Below are 18,322 nucleotides of genomic sequence, written 5' to 3'. Positions count from 1 at the left end.
GTCATTCATGCGCGTGCCTCAGCGATAGCCGACGACGTCCATCTTGCCATCCTTGAAGGCGATCTCACGATAGCGGCCGGCGGATTCGCCCGGGCCGACCAACTCGACCGCGGTCGCGCCGTCATAGTCGATGTCGGTGCCGGCGGCCAGCAGCTCCAGCCCCTTGGCCAACTCGCCGGGCAGGATCTTTTCACCGGGACCGTTGGCCACGTCCATGACCTTGTCCTTGTAGACCTTGGGATCCGAGGATTTCGCCGCCTGCATCGCCAGCATGATCAGCGCCGCCGCATCATAGGATTCGCTGGCGAAGGCCGCGGTGCCGTCGAAATCCGCCGCCTTGGCCATTTCGACGAACTTGTCGCGGCCCGGGCCTTCGGCGGCCGGGTTCTGTCCGAAGGATCCGGTCAGCTCGGGGCCGAAGTTGGTTTCCAGCGCCTGCGCGACCATGCCGTCGGTAAAGACGAAGGTGTTGAAGGCGCCCGAGTCGATGGCGCCGCGCAGCACGCCCGCGCCGCCCTGATCGACGTAACCCGCGATCACCAGCGCGTCACCGCCTGCCGCCGCCAGCGCCGCGACCTCGGCCGAATAATCGGCCTTGCCGTCGTCATGCGGGGCGGTGATCGTGACATTGCCGCCCTTGGCCTTGAAGGCCGCGTCGAAGCTGTCGGCCAGACCCTTGCCGTAGTCGTTGTTGGTATAGGTGACGGCGACATTCTTGATGTTATGCTCAAGAATGATGTCGGTCATCACTTCGCCCTGACGAGCGTCCGAGGGCGAGGTGCGGAAGAAATAGCCCTGATCCTCGATCGTCGACAGGGCCGGCGAGGTCGCCGAGGGCGAAATCATCACCATCCCGTTCGGCACCGCGACGTTCTGAAGGCTGGCGATCGTTTCGCCCGAGCACATGCCCCCGACGATGCCGTTCACCTTGTCGGCGGTCACCAGACGCTCGACCGCGGCGGTCGCGGCGGCGGCATCGGCGCAGGTGTTGTCGGCGGTCACCACGGTCACGGTCGAGCCGTCCAGCAGCTTGCCGCTGTCATTGACCTCTTTGACGGCCAGTTCGGCGCCTTTTTGCATCGCCGGCGCCATCGATTCCAGCGGTCCGGTAAAGCCCAGCGACAGGCCGATCTTGATGTCCTCGGCCGAAGCGGCGCCCGCCAAAAGGCCGGTCGCTGCCGTGGCCAGCAGCAGTTTTTTCATGTTGTTCACTCCCAGTTGGAACAAGTTCCTGCACAGAGGTTAAAAGCCCCGCGCTGAAAAAGAAAGCCGATAGAATACGTCGTTCTGACGATTATCACGTCACTTTGCCCGCTGCTGGGCAACCTCGGCCGGTGCCTCGCCGCCCGAGGTGCCACGCTCGCGGTAGGGGGTGGTGCCGTAAAGCGCCCGGTAGCATTTCGAGAAATGCGACGGGCTGGCGAAACCGCAGGCAAGCGCCACCTCGATCACCGAAAGATTGGTCTGCATCAAAAGGTTGCGCGCCCGCGCCAAACGGGTTTCCATGTAATAGCGTTTCGGGCTGCGGTTCAGATAGCGGCGGAACAGCCGTTCCAGTTGACGGGTGGACATGCCGGCCTCGTCGGCAAGCTGGGCCGGGCTGATCGGGTCCTCGAGGTTCGATTCCATGCGCAGGATCACCGCCGCAAGCCGCGGATGGCGCACGCCGATTCGGGTCGGGATCGACAGGCGCTGGCTGTCCTGCCCGGTGCGGATGGCCGTATAGATCAACTGATCGGCGACGTTGGTGGCAAGATCCTCGCCATGTTCCTGCGCGATCGTCCGCAGCATCAGGTCGGTCGCCGCCGTGCCGCCGGCGGCGGTGATGCGGTTGCCGTCGGCGACAAAGACCGAGCGGTACAGATCGACCTTCGGGAAAGCCTCGGCGAAGCCGTCGTGGTTTTCCCAATGGATCGTCGCGCGCCGGCCATCCAGCAGCCCGGCCTGCGCCAGCGCCCAGGCCCCGGTGCACAGCCCGCCCAGAATGCCGCCGCGCCGGGCCTCGCGCCGCAGCCAGTTCAGGACCGGACGGGTGGCGGCGCGGGTGATGTCGATGCCGCCGCAGACCAGAATGGTGTCATCGCGCGCGGTTTCCACCAGCCCCTGATCCGGGGCGACACGGGTGCCGTTCGAGCAGGCGACGGGCAGCCCGCCCTCGGTCACCAGCATCCAGCGGTAAAGCTCGCGTCCGGCCTGCCGGTTGGCCAGCCGCAGCGGCTCGATCGCGGCGGCGAAGGACATCATCGTGAAACGGTCGAGCAGCAGAAACACAAATCGCCGGGGCCGGGCGGCCGGGGCAACGCCAAGCGACGGCCGGTCCGGCTGGGACCGGTCCGGGGCAGGGGGCTGGGTGGCGAGGCTGTTCGGTGACATGGCTGGCCCGTGATATCCAGACCAGTTGACCTGAAACGCGCGCCTGCGCAAGCCCGGCCATTGTCAATCCCGACTGATTGCATATCTGGGCGCGATACCGGTATAAGACTGCACCTATCAACCAGAGGATCGTACAATGCCGAAGGACACGCGAAACGCCGCCCCGAACGCCGCCCAGACCTGGGACAAGGCAAGCTGGCGCGCGTATCCGCGCATCCAGATGCCGGATTATCCCGACCCCGAAGTTCTGGCCGGGATCGAGGCGCAACTGGCGCGCTATCCTCTGCTGATCTTCGCCGGCGAGGCGCGGCGGCTGAAGGCCCAGTTGGGCGAGGCCGCGGCCGGCCGCGCGTTCCTGTTGCAGGGCGGTGACTGCGCCGAGAGTTTCTCGGAATTCTCGGCCGACAACATCCGCGACACGTTCCGCGTCATGTTGCAGATGGCGGTGGTGCTGACCTGGGGCGCGCAGATGCCGGTGATCAAGGTCGGGCGCATGGCCGGCCAGTTCGCCAAGCCGCGCAGCGCGCCGACCGAGACGCAGAACGGCGCCGAACTGCCCAGCTATCGCGGCGACATCATCAACGGCTTTGATTTCACCGCCGAATCCCGCGTCCCGGATCCGCAGCGGATGATGCAGGCCTATACGCAGGCGGCCGCGACGCTGAACCTGCTGCGCGCCTTCTCGACCGGCGGTTATGCCGACATGCACCGGGTTCAGGCCTGGATCACCGATTTCGTCAGCGGCCCCGAGGCCGAGCGTTACCGCGATGTCGCCGACCGCATTTCGGATGCCATGTCCTTCATGGCGGCGGCCGGGGTGACGGCCGAAACCGCGCATGATCTGGGCACGGTCGATTTCTACACCAGCCACGAGGCGCTGCTGCTGGAATACGAACAGGCGCTGGCGCGGATCGATTCGACCACCGGCCTGCCGGTCGCGGGCTCGGGTCACATGATCTGGATCGGCGACCGCACCCGTCAGATCGACGGCGCTCATGTCGAATTTGCACGCGGCGTGCAGAACCCGATCGGGCTGAAATGCGGCCCCTCGATCTCGGAAAGCGATCTTAAGGCGCTGATGGCGCGGCTGAACCCGGAAAACGAGCCCGGGCGGCTGACGCTGATTGCGCGTTTCGGGGCGGGCAAGGTCGGCGACAACCTGCCGCGCCTGATCCGCGCGGTCGAGGAAGAGGGCGCGAACGTGGTCTGGACCTGCGATCCGATGCACGGCAACACCATCAAGGCCGCCTCGGGCTACAAGACCCGGACCTTCGATTCGGTGCTGCGCGAGGTGCGCGAGTTCTTCGCCATCCACAAGGCCGAGGGCACCAACCCGGGCGGCGTCCATTTCGAGATGACCGGGCAGGATGTCACCGAATGCACCGGCGGCGTGCGCGCGGTCACCGACGAGGATCTGTCCAGCCGTTATCACACCGCCTGCGACCCGCGCCTGAACGCCAGCCAGTCGCTGGAACTGGCCTTCCTTGTCGCCGAGGAACTGCGGAACCGCCGCGAAACCGCGGGACGCGCGGCCTCGGCCAGCAAGGCGGGCTGAGCCGGCGGAGCTGTTGAGGCGGGTCTGTTGAGGCGCGTCTGTTGAAATGAAAAGGGCGGTGCATGTGCACCGCCCTTTTTCCATGGCCGGTCTTGGCCACGACCTTTTTTTCATCGCGGCCCTATTGCCGTCACCGTCTTTTTCCGGTGCCGCCCTTCTGCATCGCGGGCGTGTTCATCGCCGGCGGCGAGTGGCCATTCCGGCACGCCCTAAATAATCGGCGTTATTTTTTCGGCGGATGCGGGTTTGCCACCACGACCCGGAACCGTGCGCGCCGCTGCTCGGGGCTGGTGGTGGCATCGCCGCCCGCCAGCCCGTCCACGCCGTCGCCACCCTGCGCGGCCGGGCTGTCCCAGATACCGCGTGCTTCGGCAAAGCCGTCCCGCGCGCGGCCCGCGGCCGGATCCTGAACCGATCCGCCCGGCAAAAGCGGGCGCAGGGTTTCCGACACAAGATCGAACCGGCGCGGCGCGCGGCCGATCTGACCATCGCCGACCAGACAGCCGAGCGCGCGGGTCACATCACCAAGATCGGACCGCAGCGGCAGCAGCAAAAGCCCGCCCTTCAGGGGCGGCCGGCCATAGGACGACGGCGATTCGATCTCCATTTCAACGCTTTGAGGGGCGCTGAACACGCTTTCCAGCAGGTCCGAGGCACGGCCCCGGCTGGCCGGGTTGAACAGCGCCGACAGCGGCATGCCGCGCACCTCCATCCCCATGATGTCGATCAGATGCCGCCCCGCCAGCCGGAAACGCGCCGCCCCGGGGGCAAGACGTTCAAGAATGAAGGCATGGCCCAGCACGCGGCGCATGCCCTTTGGCTCGACATCCGAGCGGGCAGGGACCGCGCGGCCGTTGCGCAGGTTTTCCCAATAGGCCCGCATCTCGGTCAGGATCCGCGATGGCCGGCCGGGGTCGAAATCGGCCATGCGGATGACCGATGCGCCGTCCGGCACGGGTGGTTCAAGCTCGGGGTCGAAAAAATCGCTCACGGGTGTATCTGCAATCACATCGGGGCCACGGCCTGGACCATTTACGCGTTAACGGTGTCTGAGACGTCTTGTTCCCCAGGATATTTCGTCAAACCCTGAAATCCGAGAAAAATCTTTCCAAAAGGTTAAGCGGGAAACCATCGCCGCCGCATCTGCGGGGTTGACCCCCGGCCCAAGGCTGCGCCATGTCCGTTGCAGGGCGCGGCCATCGGCAAGGGGTCAGGGACGGGCGCCTTTCGCCAAGGGAAAGACAACCGAATGCAGAACGCTGGACAGCCGCCACAGCCGGAACAGCCCGCTCAGCCCGGCGCGGAACCGCAGCCGATCCGCCGGTCGGGGCTGTTGATCATCCTGTCCTCGCCCTCGGGGGCGGGCAAGACGACGCTGTCGCGGCGCCTGATGGCCTGGGACCCGTCGCTTGCCTTCTCGGTTTCGGCGACGACCCGTCCGCCGCGCCCCGGCGAGGTCGACGGGCAGCATTATCATTTCTGCACCCGGGAGGAATTCGCCGCCATGGTCGACGGCGGCCAGATGCTGGAGCATGCCGAGGTGTTCGGCAACCTTTACGGAACCCCGCGCGGCCCGGTCGAGACGGCGATGTCGGCCGGCCGCGATACGCTTTTCGACGTGGACTGGCAGGGCGGCCAGCAGATCCGCAACTCGGCGCTGGGGCAGCATGTGGTGTCGATCTTTGTCCTGCCGCCCTCATTGGCTGAACTGGAGCGGCGGCTGCGCAACCGCGGGCAGGATTCGGACGCGGTGATCGCCGGGCGCATGCAGAAAAGCCTGTCCGAGATAAGTCATTGGGCGGAATATGATTTCGTTCTGATCAACGACGATCTGGACCGGACCGAGGCGCAATTGCGCGCCATTCTGACCGCCGAACGGTTGCGCCGCAGCCGCCGGATCGGCATGGGCGACACGGTGCGCAAGCTGATGGAGGAACGGCAGTGATCTGGGAACTCGACGGAATTCAGCCGCAATGCGCGCCGGACGCATGGGTCGCGCCCGATGCGCAGCTTATGGGTCGGGTGGTTCTGGAGGCGGCGGCAAGCGTCTGGTTCGGGGCGGTTCTGCGCGGCGACAACGAACAGATCCGCGTCGGCGAAGGCTCCAACGTTCAGGATCTTACCGTGATCCACACCGATCCCGGCTTTGCCTGCACCATCGGCCGCGACTGCACCATCGGCCACCGCGCCATTCTGCACGGCTGCACGATCGGCGACGGGGTGCTGGTGGGCATGGGGGCGATCATCCTGAACGGCGCCCGGATCGGGGCGGGGTCGCTGATCGGGGCAGGGGCTTTCGTGCCCGAAAACCGCGAGATTCCGCCCGGCAGTCTGGTGATGGGGATGCCGGGCAAAGTGGTGCGAGAACTCGACCCCGGGGCGCGCGCGAAACTTCTCGATTCCGCCCGGCGCTATCGCGACAATGCCGCGCGGTTCCGCGCCGGCCTTAAATCGGTGGGGTGAACCCTTGGCCGAGCGTTTGCGCACCTATCTGGACGCGGTGCCGATGGCGGTGATCATCGTCGACGAAACCGAACGGGTCGCCAATGCCAACCGCGCCGCCGAGACCGCCTTTGCGGCCGGCGCCGATCTGACCGGCCGCCCTTTCGTCACGGTTCTGCGCCAGCCGGCGCTGTTCTCGGCCGTCGAAGAGATATTGGCCAGCCCGGTTGTCACCGCCCAGACGCCGGGCGCGGCGCAACGCGTCATCCAGATCGAACTGCCCGCCGATGGCCGGCCGACGCTGTTCGAGGTCACGGTGACCCGGATCGCCGATGGCGCGATGCTGGCCTTTGCCGACCAGACCAGCCAGGGTCAGGCCGAGCAGATCCGGCGCGAATTCGTCTCGAACGTCACGCATGAGCTGCGCACGCCGCTGACCGCGTTGATGGGGTTCATCGAGACGCTGCGCGGTCCGGCGCGCAACGATGCCGAGGCGCGGGAGCGGTTTCTGAACATCATGGAGCGTGAGGCGGGGCGGATGAACCGGCTGGTCGGCGATCTGCTGTCGCTGAGCCGGGTCGAGTCCGGCGAACGCAAAAGGCCGTCGCAAACCGTTGATATCGTGCAGATATGCCGTCAGGCGCTTGAGACGATCACACCCTCTGCCAGAGATGCCGGGGTCCGGCTGGAACTGGATGCCGACAAGACCGTGCAGGCGAAAGTTTCCGGCGATTCCGATCAGCTGGTTCAGGTATTCAACAATCTGATCGAGAATGCGGTGAAATACGGCGGCGCGGGGGGGCTGGTGCGCATTCAGGTCCGCCCCGTGGCGCATGAGCCGGTGCTGCGCGGCCCGGCGTGGCAGGTTGATGTGATTGATCAGGGCGAGGGGATCGAGGCGCTGCATCTGCCGCGGCTGACCGAACGGTTCTATCGCGTGGACAGCCACCGCTCGCGCAAGGAGGGCGGCACCGGGCTGGGACTGGCGATCGTCAAACACATCATCAACCGCCATCGCGGACGCCTGCGCATCGAAAGCGAGATCGGCAAGGGCAGCCGCTTCTCGGTCTTTCTGCCGCAGGCGCCGGTAAACTAAGCGTGCGTGACGGCGCCACGATAAAGCGCGCTGATGCGGGGCTGTACGGCATAACGGAACCGGCGTGGCCTTCGTCGATCATCGCCACGGGAGGGGCGGCGTACAACGATATCATCAATGGGTTGGCCCGATCCTTCAGCGCATAAAAAGAATTTTATTACATTTAAAACAATTAGTTAATATGTAATACCTTGAAGTAACATGAAATCAAGATGAGCCATCGGGCAAGCGAGAAGGTGAATTTGCACCCCGGCGTTTACGCATCCCGATCCATGAAAAAGGTCGGATGGCAAACGGCGCTGACCGGTCCCGGGGCCATTACCCACCTGCGACAATAAGCACCACTCCGCGCCCCCGTCCGTCGATGGACACCCGCGCCGTCACCTTCTAACAACGAAAAACCCCATTCGGATGGGGCGTTACCGTTCGTTGTTTCTGAGTTAGTTGGTTAATGTGTTGATGGGGCAGGGCAGGTCGGCCCAACGACCGCTAAAGATCGTCATGGTCGGTCACGGGGTCAATCTTGGCGGGATCGAGCGGCATGTGGTCGCGCTTTCCGCCGCCTTGCGCGGCGCCGGGCATCAGGTGGCCTTTGCGGGTCCGCTGGATGGCTGGCTGGGGCGCGCGATGGCCGCCGAAGGCCTTGAATGCCAGCACCTGCCGATGCGCGGCATGTATGATTACAGGTCAGCATGGAAGCTGCGCCGTTTCGCGCGGACGTGGCGGGCGGATATCCTGCACGGTCATGCCATGCGGGGCACGCGTTATGCGCTGATGGCGAAAACCGCGCGCATGCCCGTGGTTGCGACCGCCCATTCGACGAATGCCTCGTCGCGATTGCGGCATGACCACCCCATCATCACCGTATCAGATGCGGTGCGGGAGTTCCTGATCGGCAAGGGATTTCCGGCGGAACACATCGTCTCGGTATATCTTGGGGTCGGCGACCTAGGGCTTGCCGCGGCGCCGTCGCCGGCGGGAATTGGGGCTGACCGGCCTTTGACGCTTGGGATGCTTTCGCGGCTGGAACCCGTCAAGGGGCACGACATCGCGCTTGAAGCCGTACATCTTCTACAGAACGATCTGCCGCTGCGTCTGGTGATCATCGGACCGGACAATACCGACTGGGCGCGGCAGATGAAGGCAAAGACCATTGAGCTTGGGCTACAGGATCGGGTCGAATTCAAAGGCGAGGCGAGCGACCTTCGCGGCGTTTTCGACGGCATCGACCTTATGCTGGCGCCGTCGCGCCGCGAGGCGCTGAGCCTGTCGCTTATCGAGGCGGGCGCGGCCGGCCGGCCAAGTATCGGCGCCCGCATCGGCGGCATCCCCGAGGTGATCGAGGATGGACGCTCGGGTCTGCTGGTCCCGCCGGAAGACCCGCCGGCGCTGGCCGAGGCCATTCAGCGGCTGGGCCGCGATGACGCCTTGCGCCAGCGCATGGGGCAGGCGGCGCGGGAAGTGTATGAGGCCCGTTTCACCGAAGAGGTGATGGTCCGCAGGACCGAAGCCATCTATGAACAGGCAATACGGAACAGACAGGCACGTGGATGAGCGGCATATCCATCTTCATGTACCATCAGGTCGGAACTTTCCGCGATATCAGGACGCATCGGGCGTCCTATTGCGACGTTGGACGGTTCCGGGCGCAAATGAATACCCTGCGCCGGTTGCGTGTACCGGTTATTTCCATGTCCGACGCGGCGCTCGCCTTGTCTGGTCAAGCGCCGATGCCGCGACGTGCGGCCGTTCTGACCTTCGACGACGGTTGCAGGAACTTTCGCGAGAACGCATTGCCCATACTGGAGGAGTTCGGTTTTCCTTCGATCGTCTACGCGATCGCCGGCATGGTCGGGGGAACCGCCGACTGGCTTGCCGACGCCGGCCATGCCACGCCGCCGCTGATGAACTGGGATGAACTGAGGGACCTGCAGCAGCGCGGCGTCGAAATAGGCAGCCACAGCCTTCACCATATCCGCTTGGCGGAGCTGTCGCCCGTGGGACAGCTTGCAGAGATGGCGGACAGCAAGGCATTGCTGGAAGACGGACTGGGCCGCGAGGTTCGCCACATGTGCTATCCCTATGGCTCATATAACAGTGACAGTATGCGGGCGGCGGCGCGGGCCGGGTATATGACCGGCGTCACATGTGTGCGGGGCGCTGCGTCGCCAGGTTTTGATCCCATGGCATTGCCGCGCAAGGCAATTTCCTATGGCGACGACAGGTTCGGGTTCATGTGGAAGCTGTTCATGAAGGACGCGCCGAAATCCGGCAAGATCGCAAGCGGAAAGCCTTTGTAAAAACAGGCGCTTGACCGCGATTAGTGCGGTGGCGAATGAAATTTACCGACTGCCCGCGCAGCACCAGCCGGGAAACGCCCACGGATCACCGGCAGCTTTGCGCGATCCTGAACATTCGCATCACGCGAAAGCCGCCAACCCGGCAAGGCCCGTCAAAAAACCGCGCCGGGGCAGAGAGGCGTAACCCGCCGTCCGATATATCCAAAATTGTGATAATCGGTAGACGGGAACCGGCCGCACAAAAGAGGCTCATATAGTACCGCACACAACGCGCGGTATCAGTCAAGCAAAAAATTGCTACCTACAGGTAGACAAAGCGCGAACATAACACGCCGCGCAACCGAGGTGGTATTATTACACCTACCCACCTCAAGTTGCATCATTTTTTGCACCAAGGCACGAATGGCCTTGAACCGCCGGAACCGCGCGACGAGGCAGGCCGAGCCTTACACGCCGCGGCACGCATGTTCAATTGCGCCTTCGGACGAGCCGAAGGTTCAACCGACGCACGAGACGGCTTAGACGCCACCCGCTTCGCGGGTTCAGCCGCGCGCAGCTTCGCCCGATCGACACGTGGCGCGACACTACGCTGCTGCACGACCGCAGGAAGCGCGTCCGACAACACACGTTGCGCACGCGCCACGCGAAACGTGCCGCGAGACGGCTCGCGAACCGTCTCACGGGCCACCCGCGCGACGGGCCGATTTATATCAAGAGTTTGCGCACGCTCCTGACGTGCGCGACGCTTACGAACGCTCATGCTCGACCCTCCACGGTCTCCACTCGCCATCAACCTTAACAAGCGGCCCGAACGCCTTACTCATGGCATCGAGCCGCTCAACCTCGCGCGCGTCCGAAAACTTGCGCGCGATACCGGCTTGTTCACCAAGCCGTTGCCGGTTCTCGCGATACGCTTCGTCGATGACCTCAACAGGCTGTGCCTCCAGATCGGCCACCCGCGCCGCAAGCGCGTGCTTGTCGTACGTCTTACCAACCCATTCAGACATACGCGGCCGATCAGTTTCGACAGGCGCCAACGCGGCGAGATAATCCCGCCGTGTGGCACCTGTCATCATATACCGCCGGGACTTATCGCCACCCGGCGGAAGATATTCAAAAGAGGAAGGCAATACGCCCAACTCGCGCGCCTTCTCCGCGCGCGCCGCAAACCAAGCCGCCCCGAGGGCCGGCTTTTTGCTCAAAGAAAACCAAGCGTTTTGCTTATCCTCTTTAAGCAGGTATTTACAGACATACCTTGCGGATTTATCCGAAAAGGACCAATCCAAATTAACGTGGCCATGCGGCCACTCGCGAATGTGCACCATTCGCTTATGCGGTATCTGGCCGGAGAAACGCTCGGAACTTTCCGGGTCGTGCAAATGCGCCGGGTTATAACCCGGAACTCCCGGAATATCGGCCAAATGCTGAAAAAACAGCAGCGCATGAAAATGCGCGCGGCCTTTCTGATCACCATATTCGCCGGCAACCAGATACCTAACTTTGTGACCCGACCGACGAAGCAGCTTCATAAAAAGCTGGAAATGACGGGGCAGCAGCACCTTATCCGCGAGATCATCGCGCGGAGCATAGGTCAGCGTGATCGCGCAGGACACCTCCGACGTTGCCGCCTCGGCAAGCGAGCGAGCGACATAATCATTCATACGGTTCTGACGACACCGCCAGCACTGGCGACACGCGACGGGCTGCTTTTCCCAATTCGGACCGCGTGACACCCAAACATAGCTAGGGTTGATACACATTTTCGCCTCCTTCGGGTCGTGTCACTAAAAGGGTATGTAAATCAAGAACCACACCCGCCCGCGCGTGAAGATATAACTTCACGCGCGGGACGGACGAATTTGCCCCCCGTCAACTCCGATATATGGAGTCTCCGTTGCCGGGGGACAAATTCTAAACAAATGCCGTGTAAATCAGCGCCAAAAGCAGCGCGCGCAAAGCGAATGCAAAGCATGCTAACTGCTCATATCAGCGCCGAATTACGGCATTAACCAAAATCATTGAGCGCCTGAATAACGGCGAATAGACATCCGCCCAAAAACAGCGCCCAAAAATAAACAACCAAAGCCTTCCAGATCAACCTACACCTCCGTACCGGGCACGAAGCCCGGCCGGAGTATAGCGCACAGGCGGCACATCAGCGAGTGGTCGACGGCGGGAACGGAAATCCCAGATTTCCCAATGCGCAGGATCGTACAAAGACGACCAATTGCCGCCCCACTCAAGGCGCAGCCGATCAGCCGCCGGAACACCGGCGTTGAGGCGGTCGAGGACCCGCACGCCCAAAGCGTGCAGGAACCGCCACTCATCAAGAGACATATCCCAATGATACAGACCGTGGACCACGTCCACAGCCTCACCAATATTATGGGCGGACATAGGATAGCTCGCCTTAGTCCGACCAGATGCACGCAGCCGATCCTGTTCGGCACGGCCCCGAAGGGCCGTGTGCACATAGAGCGGGATACCGCGCCGGCGAGCCGCCTCGATAAAGCGCCCAGACCACGCCATAAGGCGAGGATCGACATGCGCCCAGTTGGCCATGTCGTACTGGCGAAGAGCGGCGTTCGAGGATAAAAAACCACGCGCCTGAAGGCGCTTAGGAGCGTCCCACACCAAACCATCGTCCGGCGTGGACAAAAACCGAGGATCAGGCAACGGCCGTTCGCCCCGGAAGGCAGCGATGATCGCTTGGGGCGTTCGGAGACGCCCCGCGAACAAATCTTGCCACACTTTCGAGACCACAGCACCCGGCCTCATTCTTCGGCCTCATCGGCATCAGGTTCAGGCTCGACAGGCGCGACAGCCGACGGCGCAGGGGTCTTAACAGACCCCTGCCGCCGAACCGCAGCAATCGCCGCGCGCATATCGCGACCGTAAGCACGACGCTCCATTTCGAGAGCGCGAAGCGCTTTCTGAACCTCATACATCGACCCGCTTTCTTCCGGAAGGCGGTCGATGTTGGTGAAAACCTCACCGATCGACGGAAGCACCGTACCGGGCGGCGCGTGAACAAACACGCGAACGCCCTCCGGAGCGTCAACGCGCCACGTCACCGCTTCCGATACCTCGACGTCGAACGAGGTCTCAACGCCCGCGAGGGCTTCACAGCCCTGCGCGGAGATGTAGAGCGGGGCTTGTGCACTGCACCGCACCCGCAGGCGGCCTTTGGCCGCTTCGTATTCTTCATTGACTGACACCTCGTGCCATGAATATGGATCAAATCGCATGCAAAAACCTCGCAAAAAAGGGCCGGGTGACTACCACCCGGCCAGTTACGGCGATAGCCGATTATGGAGCCATCGGCCCCACCGGATACGGGGCACGCGGCGTGCCGTCCGGCATACCCGACCCCTTAACGGCGTCGTAGTCGTCGTTATTCTCGGCGAGGACGTCGCCGATCTGCGTCAGACCGCGAATGGCCACGTTATGGCGTGCGACGAACTCGAACGCATCGGCGTTCGCATCCGAAAAAACGGAATGCGGAAACGGCGCCGGCGCAAGATAATGTTCATCCGAAAACTTCGGATTGACGATCTCGGTTTGCCAGATATTGGACCGGTTTTCAGTCCAGCCGCCGCCGGGTTGGGCCATATAAAAATCGCCGCCCAGCCGCGTGAAGTCACGGTTCCAGCGGTCATTCATGGGTTCGTACCCATACAAGCCGCCCGGCTCATTGTGCTTGGCGTCGATCCGGCGATTGGGCACGTAGTCCACCGGCTCGACCCGCTGAATGTCACGGAGCGCATTCGGAAGATCATTGGGCGCGTCGGCCGAAATCCAGTCATCGCACATGCGTTCGTCGATGCGCTCCGGCAGAACCTCAAGCGTCACGACAATGACGCCACCAACGTCCTGCCGAGGCACGTTAAGCCGCAACACAGCCGACGCACGACCGAGCGTGACCGATTGATCGAGGTTGGCCGCGTCGGTCGCGAACCGCTCGGCAAAGCCGACCGGCACACGCGCCGAGTCAAGCAGCCACGGCCGCTTGAACTCCTCGGGCGGAACCGACATGCCCTGCATCAGCAGAGCGACCAAGGTTTCGTCATTGTCGAACCCGGTCGCATCATTGCCGGCATATGCCGTGCGAAGCTTAGCAAACGCCTGCGTCGTACGGGCCTTGTCGATGTCCGCGAGCGTGATACCGATAGCCGTCCCATTAGGACCGGCGCCGCCAATTTCACCCCAAACGTTTGAAAAGTCGACCTGCCAGTTACCAAGGCCGGGATCGATATAGAGCGGATGGAGATCATCCATGATCGTCTGGCCCGTCGGATCGATACTCAATTGACCCTCACCCAACGGCGGATTGGGAACCGTATCGCCCTCGACCAGACGCCAGATACGCGAACTGTCGTTACCAACGATCTTGCCATCACCGCGCAAACGCACCTGCCCGACAGCAATATCGAGATCGAAATTGCCCAAGATCAACGCGCGTTCATAGTCAGGCACCACACGCGACAAGCGCGACGAAGGCCAGAACGCACGGGGCAGGGTGGTCGCCGCACCGATATCTTCCGACGCGTACGGCCGGCGCGTCAGCCGCGATGAATGCGCAGCGAGCCGGAAATTGTAGATGACCGAAAACGCGTCAAGCAGATCGGTGTTCAGCGGCACGCCTTGAGGCACGTGCAGCCCCAGCGTTTTGAAGAAAACCGACGCCTCCGCCGTCGTGCGTGCCTGCCCCTGAAGCACCGTAAAGAACGGCGGCGGATCGCGATCATCGGCGCCAAGCGCCTTGATCGCTTCGCCGGTATAGGCGTGCATGTATTCGTCGCGCCCCGGAAACTGCGGATGGGCAGTTTTCGGCACAAACCACGCCTGAAAATTCGCCTGAACGCCGTTCAGGAGCGGCTTCGGCATTTCCTTCAACTGGACGTCGATGCCGACGGAACCGGACGCGCTGTCCTCCGCAAGAAGCGGAATGTAGGTGACGGGCACCACCACGCCAGCACGCGCGCTGGACATGGTCACGGCCGCATCGCGCCGGGTCGATTGGGTAAACTGAACGGGAGTCGTGGATTGTCGCGCCATATCATTTCCTCCGATAAGCGTCGCTGGTGGGATTAAGACCGTTGAACGGCCACCCGCGCAGATCGTATTGATCGCGCTTGGATTTTTCTTCCTTCTTACCGCGCTGATACACACGGCCAGCATCCATATCGATGACAAGGCCGGGTTCCGCGAAACCGTCACGAGGCAGGCGCACAGCGCCGGCCTTCGCGGCGGAGCTAAGTTTATTGTAGACAACCTGCGGAGCGCCCCACATCAGCGCAGTAGCCATCTCATCCCATCCCCATGGCTCACCGCCGTCACCTGGGATGATCACCGGTCCACCGGTGAACGCGTTCTCGACCTCGATAACACCGCCGGTATTCGACACCTCATCGACCTTAACAGGACGGCCCGGCGTCACCCGACTTTCGCCGGCAGAAAACTTCCCGGTAGGACCGGAATAACCCGGATTGCGCGCCGACCGCGCCGCCATGCGAGGCGTAACCACCTGAACATTGCGCTGAACGACCTGACCGGACCGACGCCCAAGCGGCGACGGACCAACGCCGATTGAATGAACCGCCTGCGGTTCTATCTGATAAACACCGGAGCGGGCCTGATCCAACCTGATCTTAGCGAGGTCAAGCTCCAGCTGATCAGCCTGACGCCGCCGCGCGGCGTCGCCCGAAATCACATCATCAAGCCCGGCAAGACCGCCGGACAAGAGATCAATCGAGGCAAGGGGAGGGGCACCACCAGACAGACCGGGACCGGTCTGCCCGTACTGCAACATAGTAAGCGGGTTAAACCCGTATTTCGCTGCGGCTTCGCGCGCGCCCTGCGCCTGCGCCAGAAGGTTTTCACGCGGACCGGGTTGCTTTTCATTAGCCTTTTTAAGGCCGAAAAGACCGCCGAGAATATCGACGCCGGCCTTAGCGATACCGAGTATGCTGCCGAGACCAAGCGCCATCAGCGTGCCCTCCGGGACCGGACCGGACCGCGCCAGCCGCTACCGGCCGGCGCAGCCGGACGACTGGCCGACCGCCAGCCCTCGCGCAGATCACCAAGAAGCCGCGCCGGGGTCACCCAGAAAAAATCACAAACGAACCGGCCGACGACTGGCAAGCAATCCTCGGCCGAGTCGAACCATTCTTCGGCATAGCCATGCTGCCACAGCCAGCGCAGCGCCTCATCATACGTGCTAACAGACTGCGGGGTCATACCGTAAACCCCGCACAAAACGCACTATGGAAGGCCGGCGCGATCGTCGCGAACATCGCTCCGAGCGCACCGAACAGGCCCGGAACCAACGTCCGAGCCGCTATGACCCACAGGGGCCGCCAATCCTCGAATTTGAACACAGAAGCCTCCTATACAACCTAGGATGCCTCTATTTGTGATAATCGGTATTATGGAACTACAGCCGATATACGTGGGCCGCTAAAGCAGCCCACGCCCGGCAAGATTGCGCATCAGCGCACCGGCGCCAAAGGTCCATTCGTGACATTCGGTCGACAGCGCCACCCGGTTCGCCAAAGTGCCGATATTGGGTTCATGGATGGTGACCAGATCGTCCGCCTGATGGGTAAAGCCCTGACCGGCCGCGCCGCGATCCTGCGTCGGCGCGAACAGCGTGCCCAGATACAGCATGAAGCCATCGGGATACTGGTGATGACGTCCGCGCGCCTGACTGACCAGATCGGCGGGATCGCGGCTGATCCGCGACATCGAGGACGCGCCGTCCATCACGAAACCGTCCGCGCCCTCGACCCGCAGCGTCAATTCGGCGCCGCGCACGTCGTCAAGGTCATAGCTGTCATCGAACAGCCGGATGAACGGGCCCAGCGCGGCGCTGGCGTTATTGTCCTTGGCCTTGCCCAAAAGCAGCGCCGAGCGGCCCTCGACATCGCGCAGGTTCACGTCATTGCCCAGCGTCGCGCCCAGAATCCGGCCACGGCTGTCGACCGCGAGCACGATTTCGGGCTCGGGGTTGTTCCAGCGGCTGATCGGGTGCAGGCCGACCTGCGCGCCCCAGCCGACCGAGGCCATGGGCTGGCATTTGGTGAAAATCTCGGCGTCCGGGCCGATCCCGACCTCCAGATACTGCGACCACAGCCCTTCCTTCTGCAACGCCGCCTTGACCTCGGCGGCGCGTTCCGAACCCGGCACGATGCCGCGCAGGTTGTCGCCGATGGCGGCCCCGATACGGGCGCGGATTCCGGCGGCGAGATCGGGGTTTCCGGCGGCCTGTTCCTCGATCACGCGCTCGACCATCGAATCGGCGAAGGTCACGCCGCTCGCCTTGATCGCCTGAAGATCGGCCGGCGACAGCAGCCGCAGGTCATCGGCGCCCTGCCCGGCATTCTGCAGATCGGCCAGCGTGCCGATCACCTCGCCGGTTTGCGCATCCAGCCACCCGGCGGGATCGTCCATCTCCAGCAGATCGCGCATGGTCGGCGCCTCGGCGCTGGTGACATCGACCACCTGATCGCCGCGCACCGTGACCAGTGCCGGGCCGATGCCGGGCCGCCAGACACGGCCGACGAAACGGCCACCCGATGGCAGGTTCATCTGTTCGTGCATCGTCATTTCCCCCAACGCAAGGCCACCGGGTCCAGCGGCCGCACCAGATCCATCAACATCGCCCGGGTCGCCGGATGCAAGGGGGCGATCGGGTGGCGGCAGAACTCCGAGCCGATAACCCCGCCTTCCTTCATCACCGCCTTGGCCGAGCGGAACCCGCATTGCCGGTTTTCATGGTTCACCGCCGGCAGCACGCGGGCATAGGCCGCCGTGGCGGCGGCGCGGTCGCCGGCCTTCCAATGCGTAAGCACCGGCTTGATCTGGTCGGGGATCATCGCCGAGGTCATCGCCCCGGTCGCGCCCGCGTCCAGATCCGCCAGCAGCGTGATCGCCTCTTCCCCGTCCCAAGGCCCTTCGATGGCCGCGCCACCCTCGGCGATCAGCGTGCGCAACTTCGCGGCGGCCTGGGCGCATTCGATCTTGAACAGCTTCACCATCTCGATCTCGCGCGCCATGCGGACCAGAAGCGGCACGGTCAGGTCGACGCCTGACAAGGGCGCGTCCTGCACCATGATCGGAATGCCGACCTCGCCCACGGCGCGGAACTGCTCGAACGTCTGCTCGGCGGTGCCGCGCATCAGCGCACCGTGATAGGGCGGCATCATCATCACGATATCGGCGCCCTGATCCTTGGCTCGGCGCGCGCGGTCGACGACGATGGGCGTGGCGAAATGGCTGATCGTCACGATCACCGGCACCCGGCCCGCGACATGCTCCAGCGACAGCCGGGTCAGCGTCTCGCGCTCGGCGTCGGTGATCAGGAACTGTTCCGAGAAGTTGGCGAGAATGCAGATGCCGTCGACGCCCTGATCGACCATGCAGTCGAGCACGCGCCGCATGCCTTCCTCGTCGATCCGGCCGTCATCGTGAAACGGCGTCGGCGCGACCGGCCAGATTCCTTCGTATTGCGGCATCCCCTGCCCCCCTGGTTTGCGTTGATCGGCGCGCCGTGGC

General features: G+C 63.5%; 16 protein-coding genes. 6 read left to right on the top strand and 10 right to left on the bottom strand.

Features of this window, described 5'->3' with window-relative positions:
• Nucleotides 1–18: 18 nt before the first annotated feature.
• Entirely contained in the window at nucleotides 19–1,203 is a 1,185-nt protein-coding gene (locus ACFSCT_RS04710; protein WP_379140516.1) for an ABC transporter substrate-binding protein, read from the bottom strand.
• Nucleotides 1,204–1,302: 99 nt separating this feature from the next.
• Entirely contained in the window at nucleotides 1,303–2,373 is a 1,071-nt protein-coding gene (locus ACFSCT_RS04705) for a GlxA family transcriptional regulator (protein WP_379140514.1), read from the bottom strand.
• 136 nt (nucleotides 2,374–2,509) lie between these two features.
• Here ACFSCT_RS04705 and ACFSCT_RS04700 point away from each other — a divergent pair, with 136 nt between their 5' ends.
• A complete protein-coding gene (locus ACFSCT_RS04700; protein WP_379140513.1) occupies nucleotides 2,510–3,928 on the top strand; it encodes a class II 3-deoxy-7-phosphoheptulonate synthase in 1,419 nt (472 codons plus the stop codon).
• 223 nt (nucleotides 3,929–4,151) lie between these two features.
• Here the strand turns inward: ACFSCT_RS04700 and ACFSCT_RS04695 are convergent, their stop codons facing one another.
• Nucleotides 4,152–4,919, bottom strand: a complete 768-nt coding sequence (locus ACFSCT_RS04695) for a PAS domain-containing protein (RefSeq protein WP_379140512.1) — start codon at nucleotides 4,917–4,919, stop codon at nucleotides 4,152–4,154.
• Between the two features lie 324 nt (nucleotides 4,920–5,243).
• Between ACFSCT_RS04695 and gmk the strand changes: the two genes are divergently transcribed.
• From gmk to ACFSCT_RS04670, 5 genes are all read left to right on the top strand, one after another.
• Nucleotides 5,244–5,873: a guanylate kinase gene (gene gmk, locus ACFSCT_RS04690; protein WP_379140726.1), complete on the top strand. Its 630-nt coding sequence runs from the start codon at nucleotides 5,244–5,246 to the stop codon at nucleotides 5,871–5,873.
• Nucleotides 5,870–6,391 (top strand): gamma carbonic anhydrase family protein, encoded by a 522-nt coding sequence (locus tag ACFSCT_RS04685; protein WP_379140510.1) that lies wholly within the window; start codon nucleotides 5,870–5,872, stop codon nucleotides 6,389–6,391. The genes gmk and ACFSCT_RS04685 overlap by 4 nt, the downstream gene beginning before the upstream one ends.
• A 4-nt stretch (nucleotides 6,392–6,395) precedes the next feature.
• Nucleotides 6,396–7,466 carry a sensor histidine kinase gene (locus ACFSCT_RS04680; protein ID WP_379140508.1) on the top strand — a complete coding sequence of 357 codons (1,071 nt, stop codon included), beginning with the start codon at nucleotides 6,396–6,398 and terminating at the stop codon, nucleotides 7,464–7,466.
• Between the two features lie 501 nt (nucleotides 7,467–7,967).
• Nucleotides 7,968–9,020 carry a glycosyltransferase family 4 protein gene (locus ACFSCT_RS04675; RefSeq protein WP_379140506.1) on the top strand — a complete coding sequence of 351 codons (1,053 nt, stop codon included), beginning with the start codon at nucleotides 7,968–7,970 and terminating at the stop codon, nucleotides 9,018–9,020.
• Nucleotides 9,017–9,766 (top strand): polysaccharide deacetylase family protein, encoded by a 750-nt coding sequence (locus tag ACFSCT_RS04670; protein WP_379140505.1) that lies wholly within the window; start codon nucleotides 9,017–9,019, stop codon nucleotides 9,764–9,766. The genes ACFSCT_RS04675 and ACFSCT_RS04670 overlap by 4 nt, the downstream gene beginning before the upstream one ends.
• A 746-nt stretch (nucleotides 9,767–10,512) precedes the next feature.
• Here ACFSCT_RS04670 and ACFSCT_RS04665 read toward each other — a convergent pair.
• From ACFSCT_RS04665 to ACFSCT_RS04635, 7 genes are all read right to left on the bottom strand, one after another.
• Nucleotides 10,513–11,427 (bottom strand): rolling circle replication-associated protein, encoded by a 915-nt coding sequence (locus ACFSCT_RS04665; protein WP_379140503.1) that lies wholly within the window; start codon nucleotides 11,425–11,427, stop codon nucleotides 10,513–10,515.
• Between the two features lie 433 nt (nucleotides 11,428–11,860).
• Nucleotides 11,861–12,163 (bottom strand): M15 family metallopeptidase, encoded by a 303-nt coding sequence (locus ACFSCT_RS04660; RefSeq protein WP_379140725.1) that lies wholly within the window; start codon nucleotides 12,161–12,163, stop codon nucleotides 11,861–11,863.
• Nucleotides 12,164–12,540: 377 nt separating this feature from the next.
• Nucleotides 12,541–13,014: a hypothetical protein gene (locus ACFSCT_RS04655; protein WP_379140502.1), complete on the bottom strand. Its 474-nt coding sequence runs from the start codon at nucleotides 13,012–13,014 to the stop codon at nucleotides 12,541–12,543.
• Nucleotides 13,015–13,075: 61 nt separating this feature from the next.
• Nucleotides 13,076–14,824, bottom strand: a complete 1,749-nt coding sequence (locus tag ACFSCT_RS04650) for a hypothetical protein (protein ID WP_379140500.1) — start codon at nucleotides 14,822–14,824, stop codon at nucleotides 13,076–13,078.
• Between the two features lies 1 nt (nucleotide 14,825).
• Nucleotides 14,826–15,755 (bottom strand): hypothetical protein, encoded by a 930-nt coding sequence (locus ACFSCT_RS04645; RefSeq protein ID WP_379140498.1) that lies wholly within the window; start codon nucleotides 15,753–15,755, stop codon nucleotides 14,826–14,828.
• A gap of 470 nt (nucleotides 15,756–16,225) precedes the next feature.
• Nucleotides 16,226–17,374 (bottom strand): fumarylacetoacetate hydrolase family protein, encoded by a 1,149-nt coding sequence (locus ACFSCT_RS04640; protein WP_379140497.1) that lies wholly within the window; start codon nucleotides 17,372–17,374, stop codon nucleotides 16,226–16,228.
• On the bottom strand, nucleotides 17,371–18,282 hold the full coding sequence (locus ACFSCT_RS04635) for a dihydrodipicolinate synthase family protein (RefSeq protein WP_379140496.1): 912 nt from the start codon (nucleotides 18,280–18,282) through the stop codon (nucleotides 17,371–17,373). Before ACFSCT_RS04635 ends, ACFSCT_RS04640 begins: the two co-directional genes overlap by 4 nt.
• Nucleotides 18,283–18,322: the final 40 nt, after the last annotated feature.

Origin of the sequence: Paracoccus pacificus, from assembly GCF_042680785.1 — a bacterium.
GTDB classification, from domain to species: Bacteria; Pseudomonadota; Alphaproteobacteria; order Rhodobacterales; family Rhodobacteraceae; genus Paracoccus; species Paracoccus pacificus.
Note: the sequence above shows the minus strand (reverse complement) of the source record. Positions and strands in the feature narration are given on the sequence as shown.

Bases quoted from the DNA above. Each gene is read 5' to 3' on its own strand.
- ACFSCT_RS04670 (WP_379140505.1), top strand. From the start codon at position 9,017: ATGAGCGGCATATCCATCTTCATGTACCATCAGGTCGGAACTTTCCGC.
- ACFSCT_RS04640 (WP_379140497.1), bottom strand. From the start codon at position 17,374: ATGACGATGCACGAACAGATGAACCTGCCATCGGGTGGCCGTTTCGTC.
- ACFSCT_RS04660 (WP_379140725.1), bottom strand. From the start codon at position 12,163: ATGTCCGCCCATAATATTGGTGAGGCTGTGGACGTGGTCCACGGTCTG.
- ACFSCT_RS04645 (WP_379140498.1), bottom strand. From the start codon at position 15,755: ATGGCGCTTGGTCTCGGCAGCATACTCGGTATCGCTAAGGCCGGCGTC.
- ACFSCT_RS04650 (WP_379140500.1), bottom strand. From the start codon at position 14,824: ATGGCGCGACAATCCACGACTCCCGTTCAGTTTACCCAATCGACCCGG.
- ACFSCT_RS04665 (WP_379140503.1), bottom strand. From the start codon at position 11,427: ATGAATGATTATGTCGCTCGCTCGCTTGCCGAGGCGGCAACGTCGGAG.
- ACFSCT_RS04635 (WP_379140496.1), bottom strand. From the start codon at position 18,282: ATGCCGCAATACGAAGGAATCTGGCCGGTCGCGCCGACGCCGTTTCAC.
- ACFSCT_RS04705 (WP_379140514.1), bottom strand. From the start codon at position 2,373: ATGTCACCGAACAGCCTCGCCACCCAGCCCCCTGCCCCGGACCGGTCC.
- ACFSCT_RS04710 (WP_379140516.1), bottom strand. From the start codon at position 1,203: ATGAAAAAACTGCTGCTGGCCACGGCAGCGACCGGCCTTTTGGCGGGC.
- ACFSCT_RS04655 (WP_379140502.1), bottom strand. From the start codon at position 13,014: ATGCGATTTGATCCATATTCATGGCACGAGGTGTCAGTCAATGAAGAA.
- ACFSCT_RS04700 (WP_379140513.1), top strand. From the start codon at position 2,510: ATGCCGAAGGACACGCGAAACGCCGCCCCGAACGCCGCCCAGACCTGG.
- ACFSCT_RS04675 (WP_379140506.1), top strand. From the start codon at position 7,968: ATGGTCGGTCACGGGGTCAATCTTGGCGGGATCGAGCGGCATGTGGTC.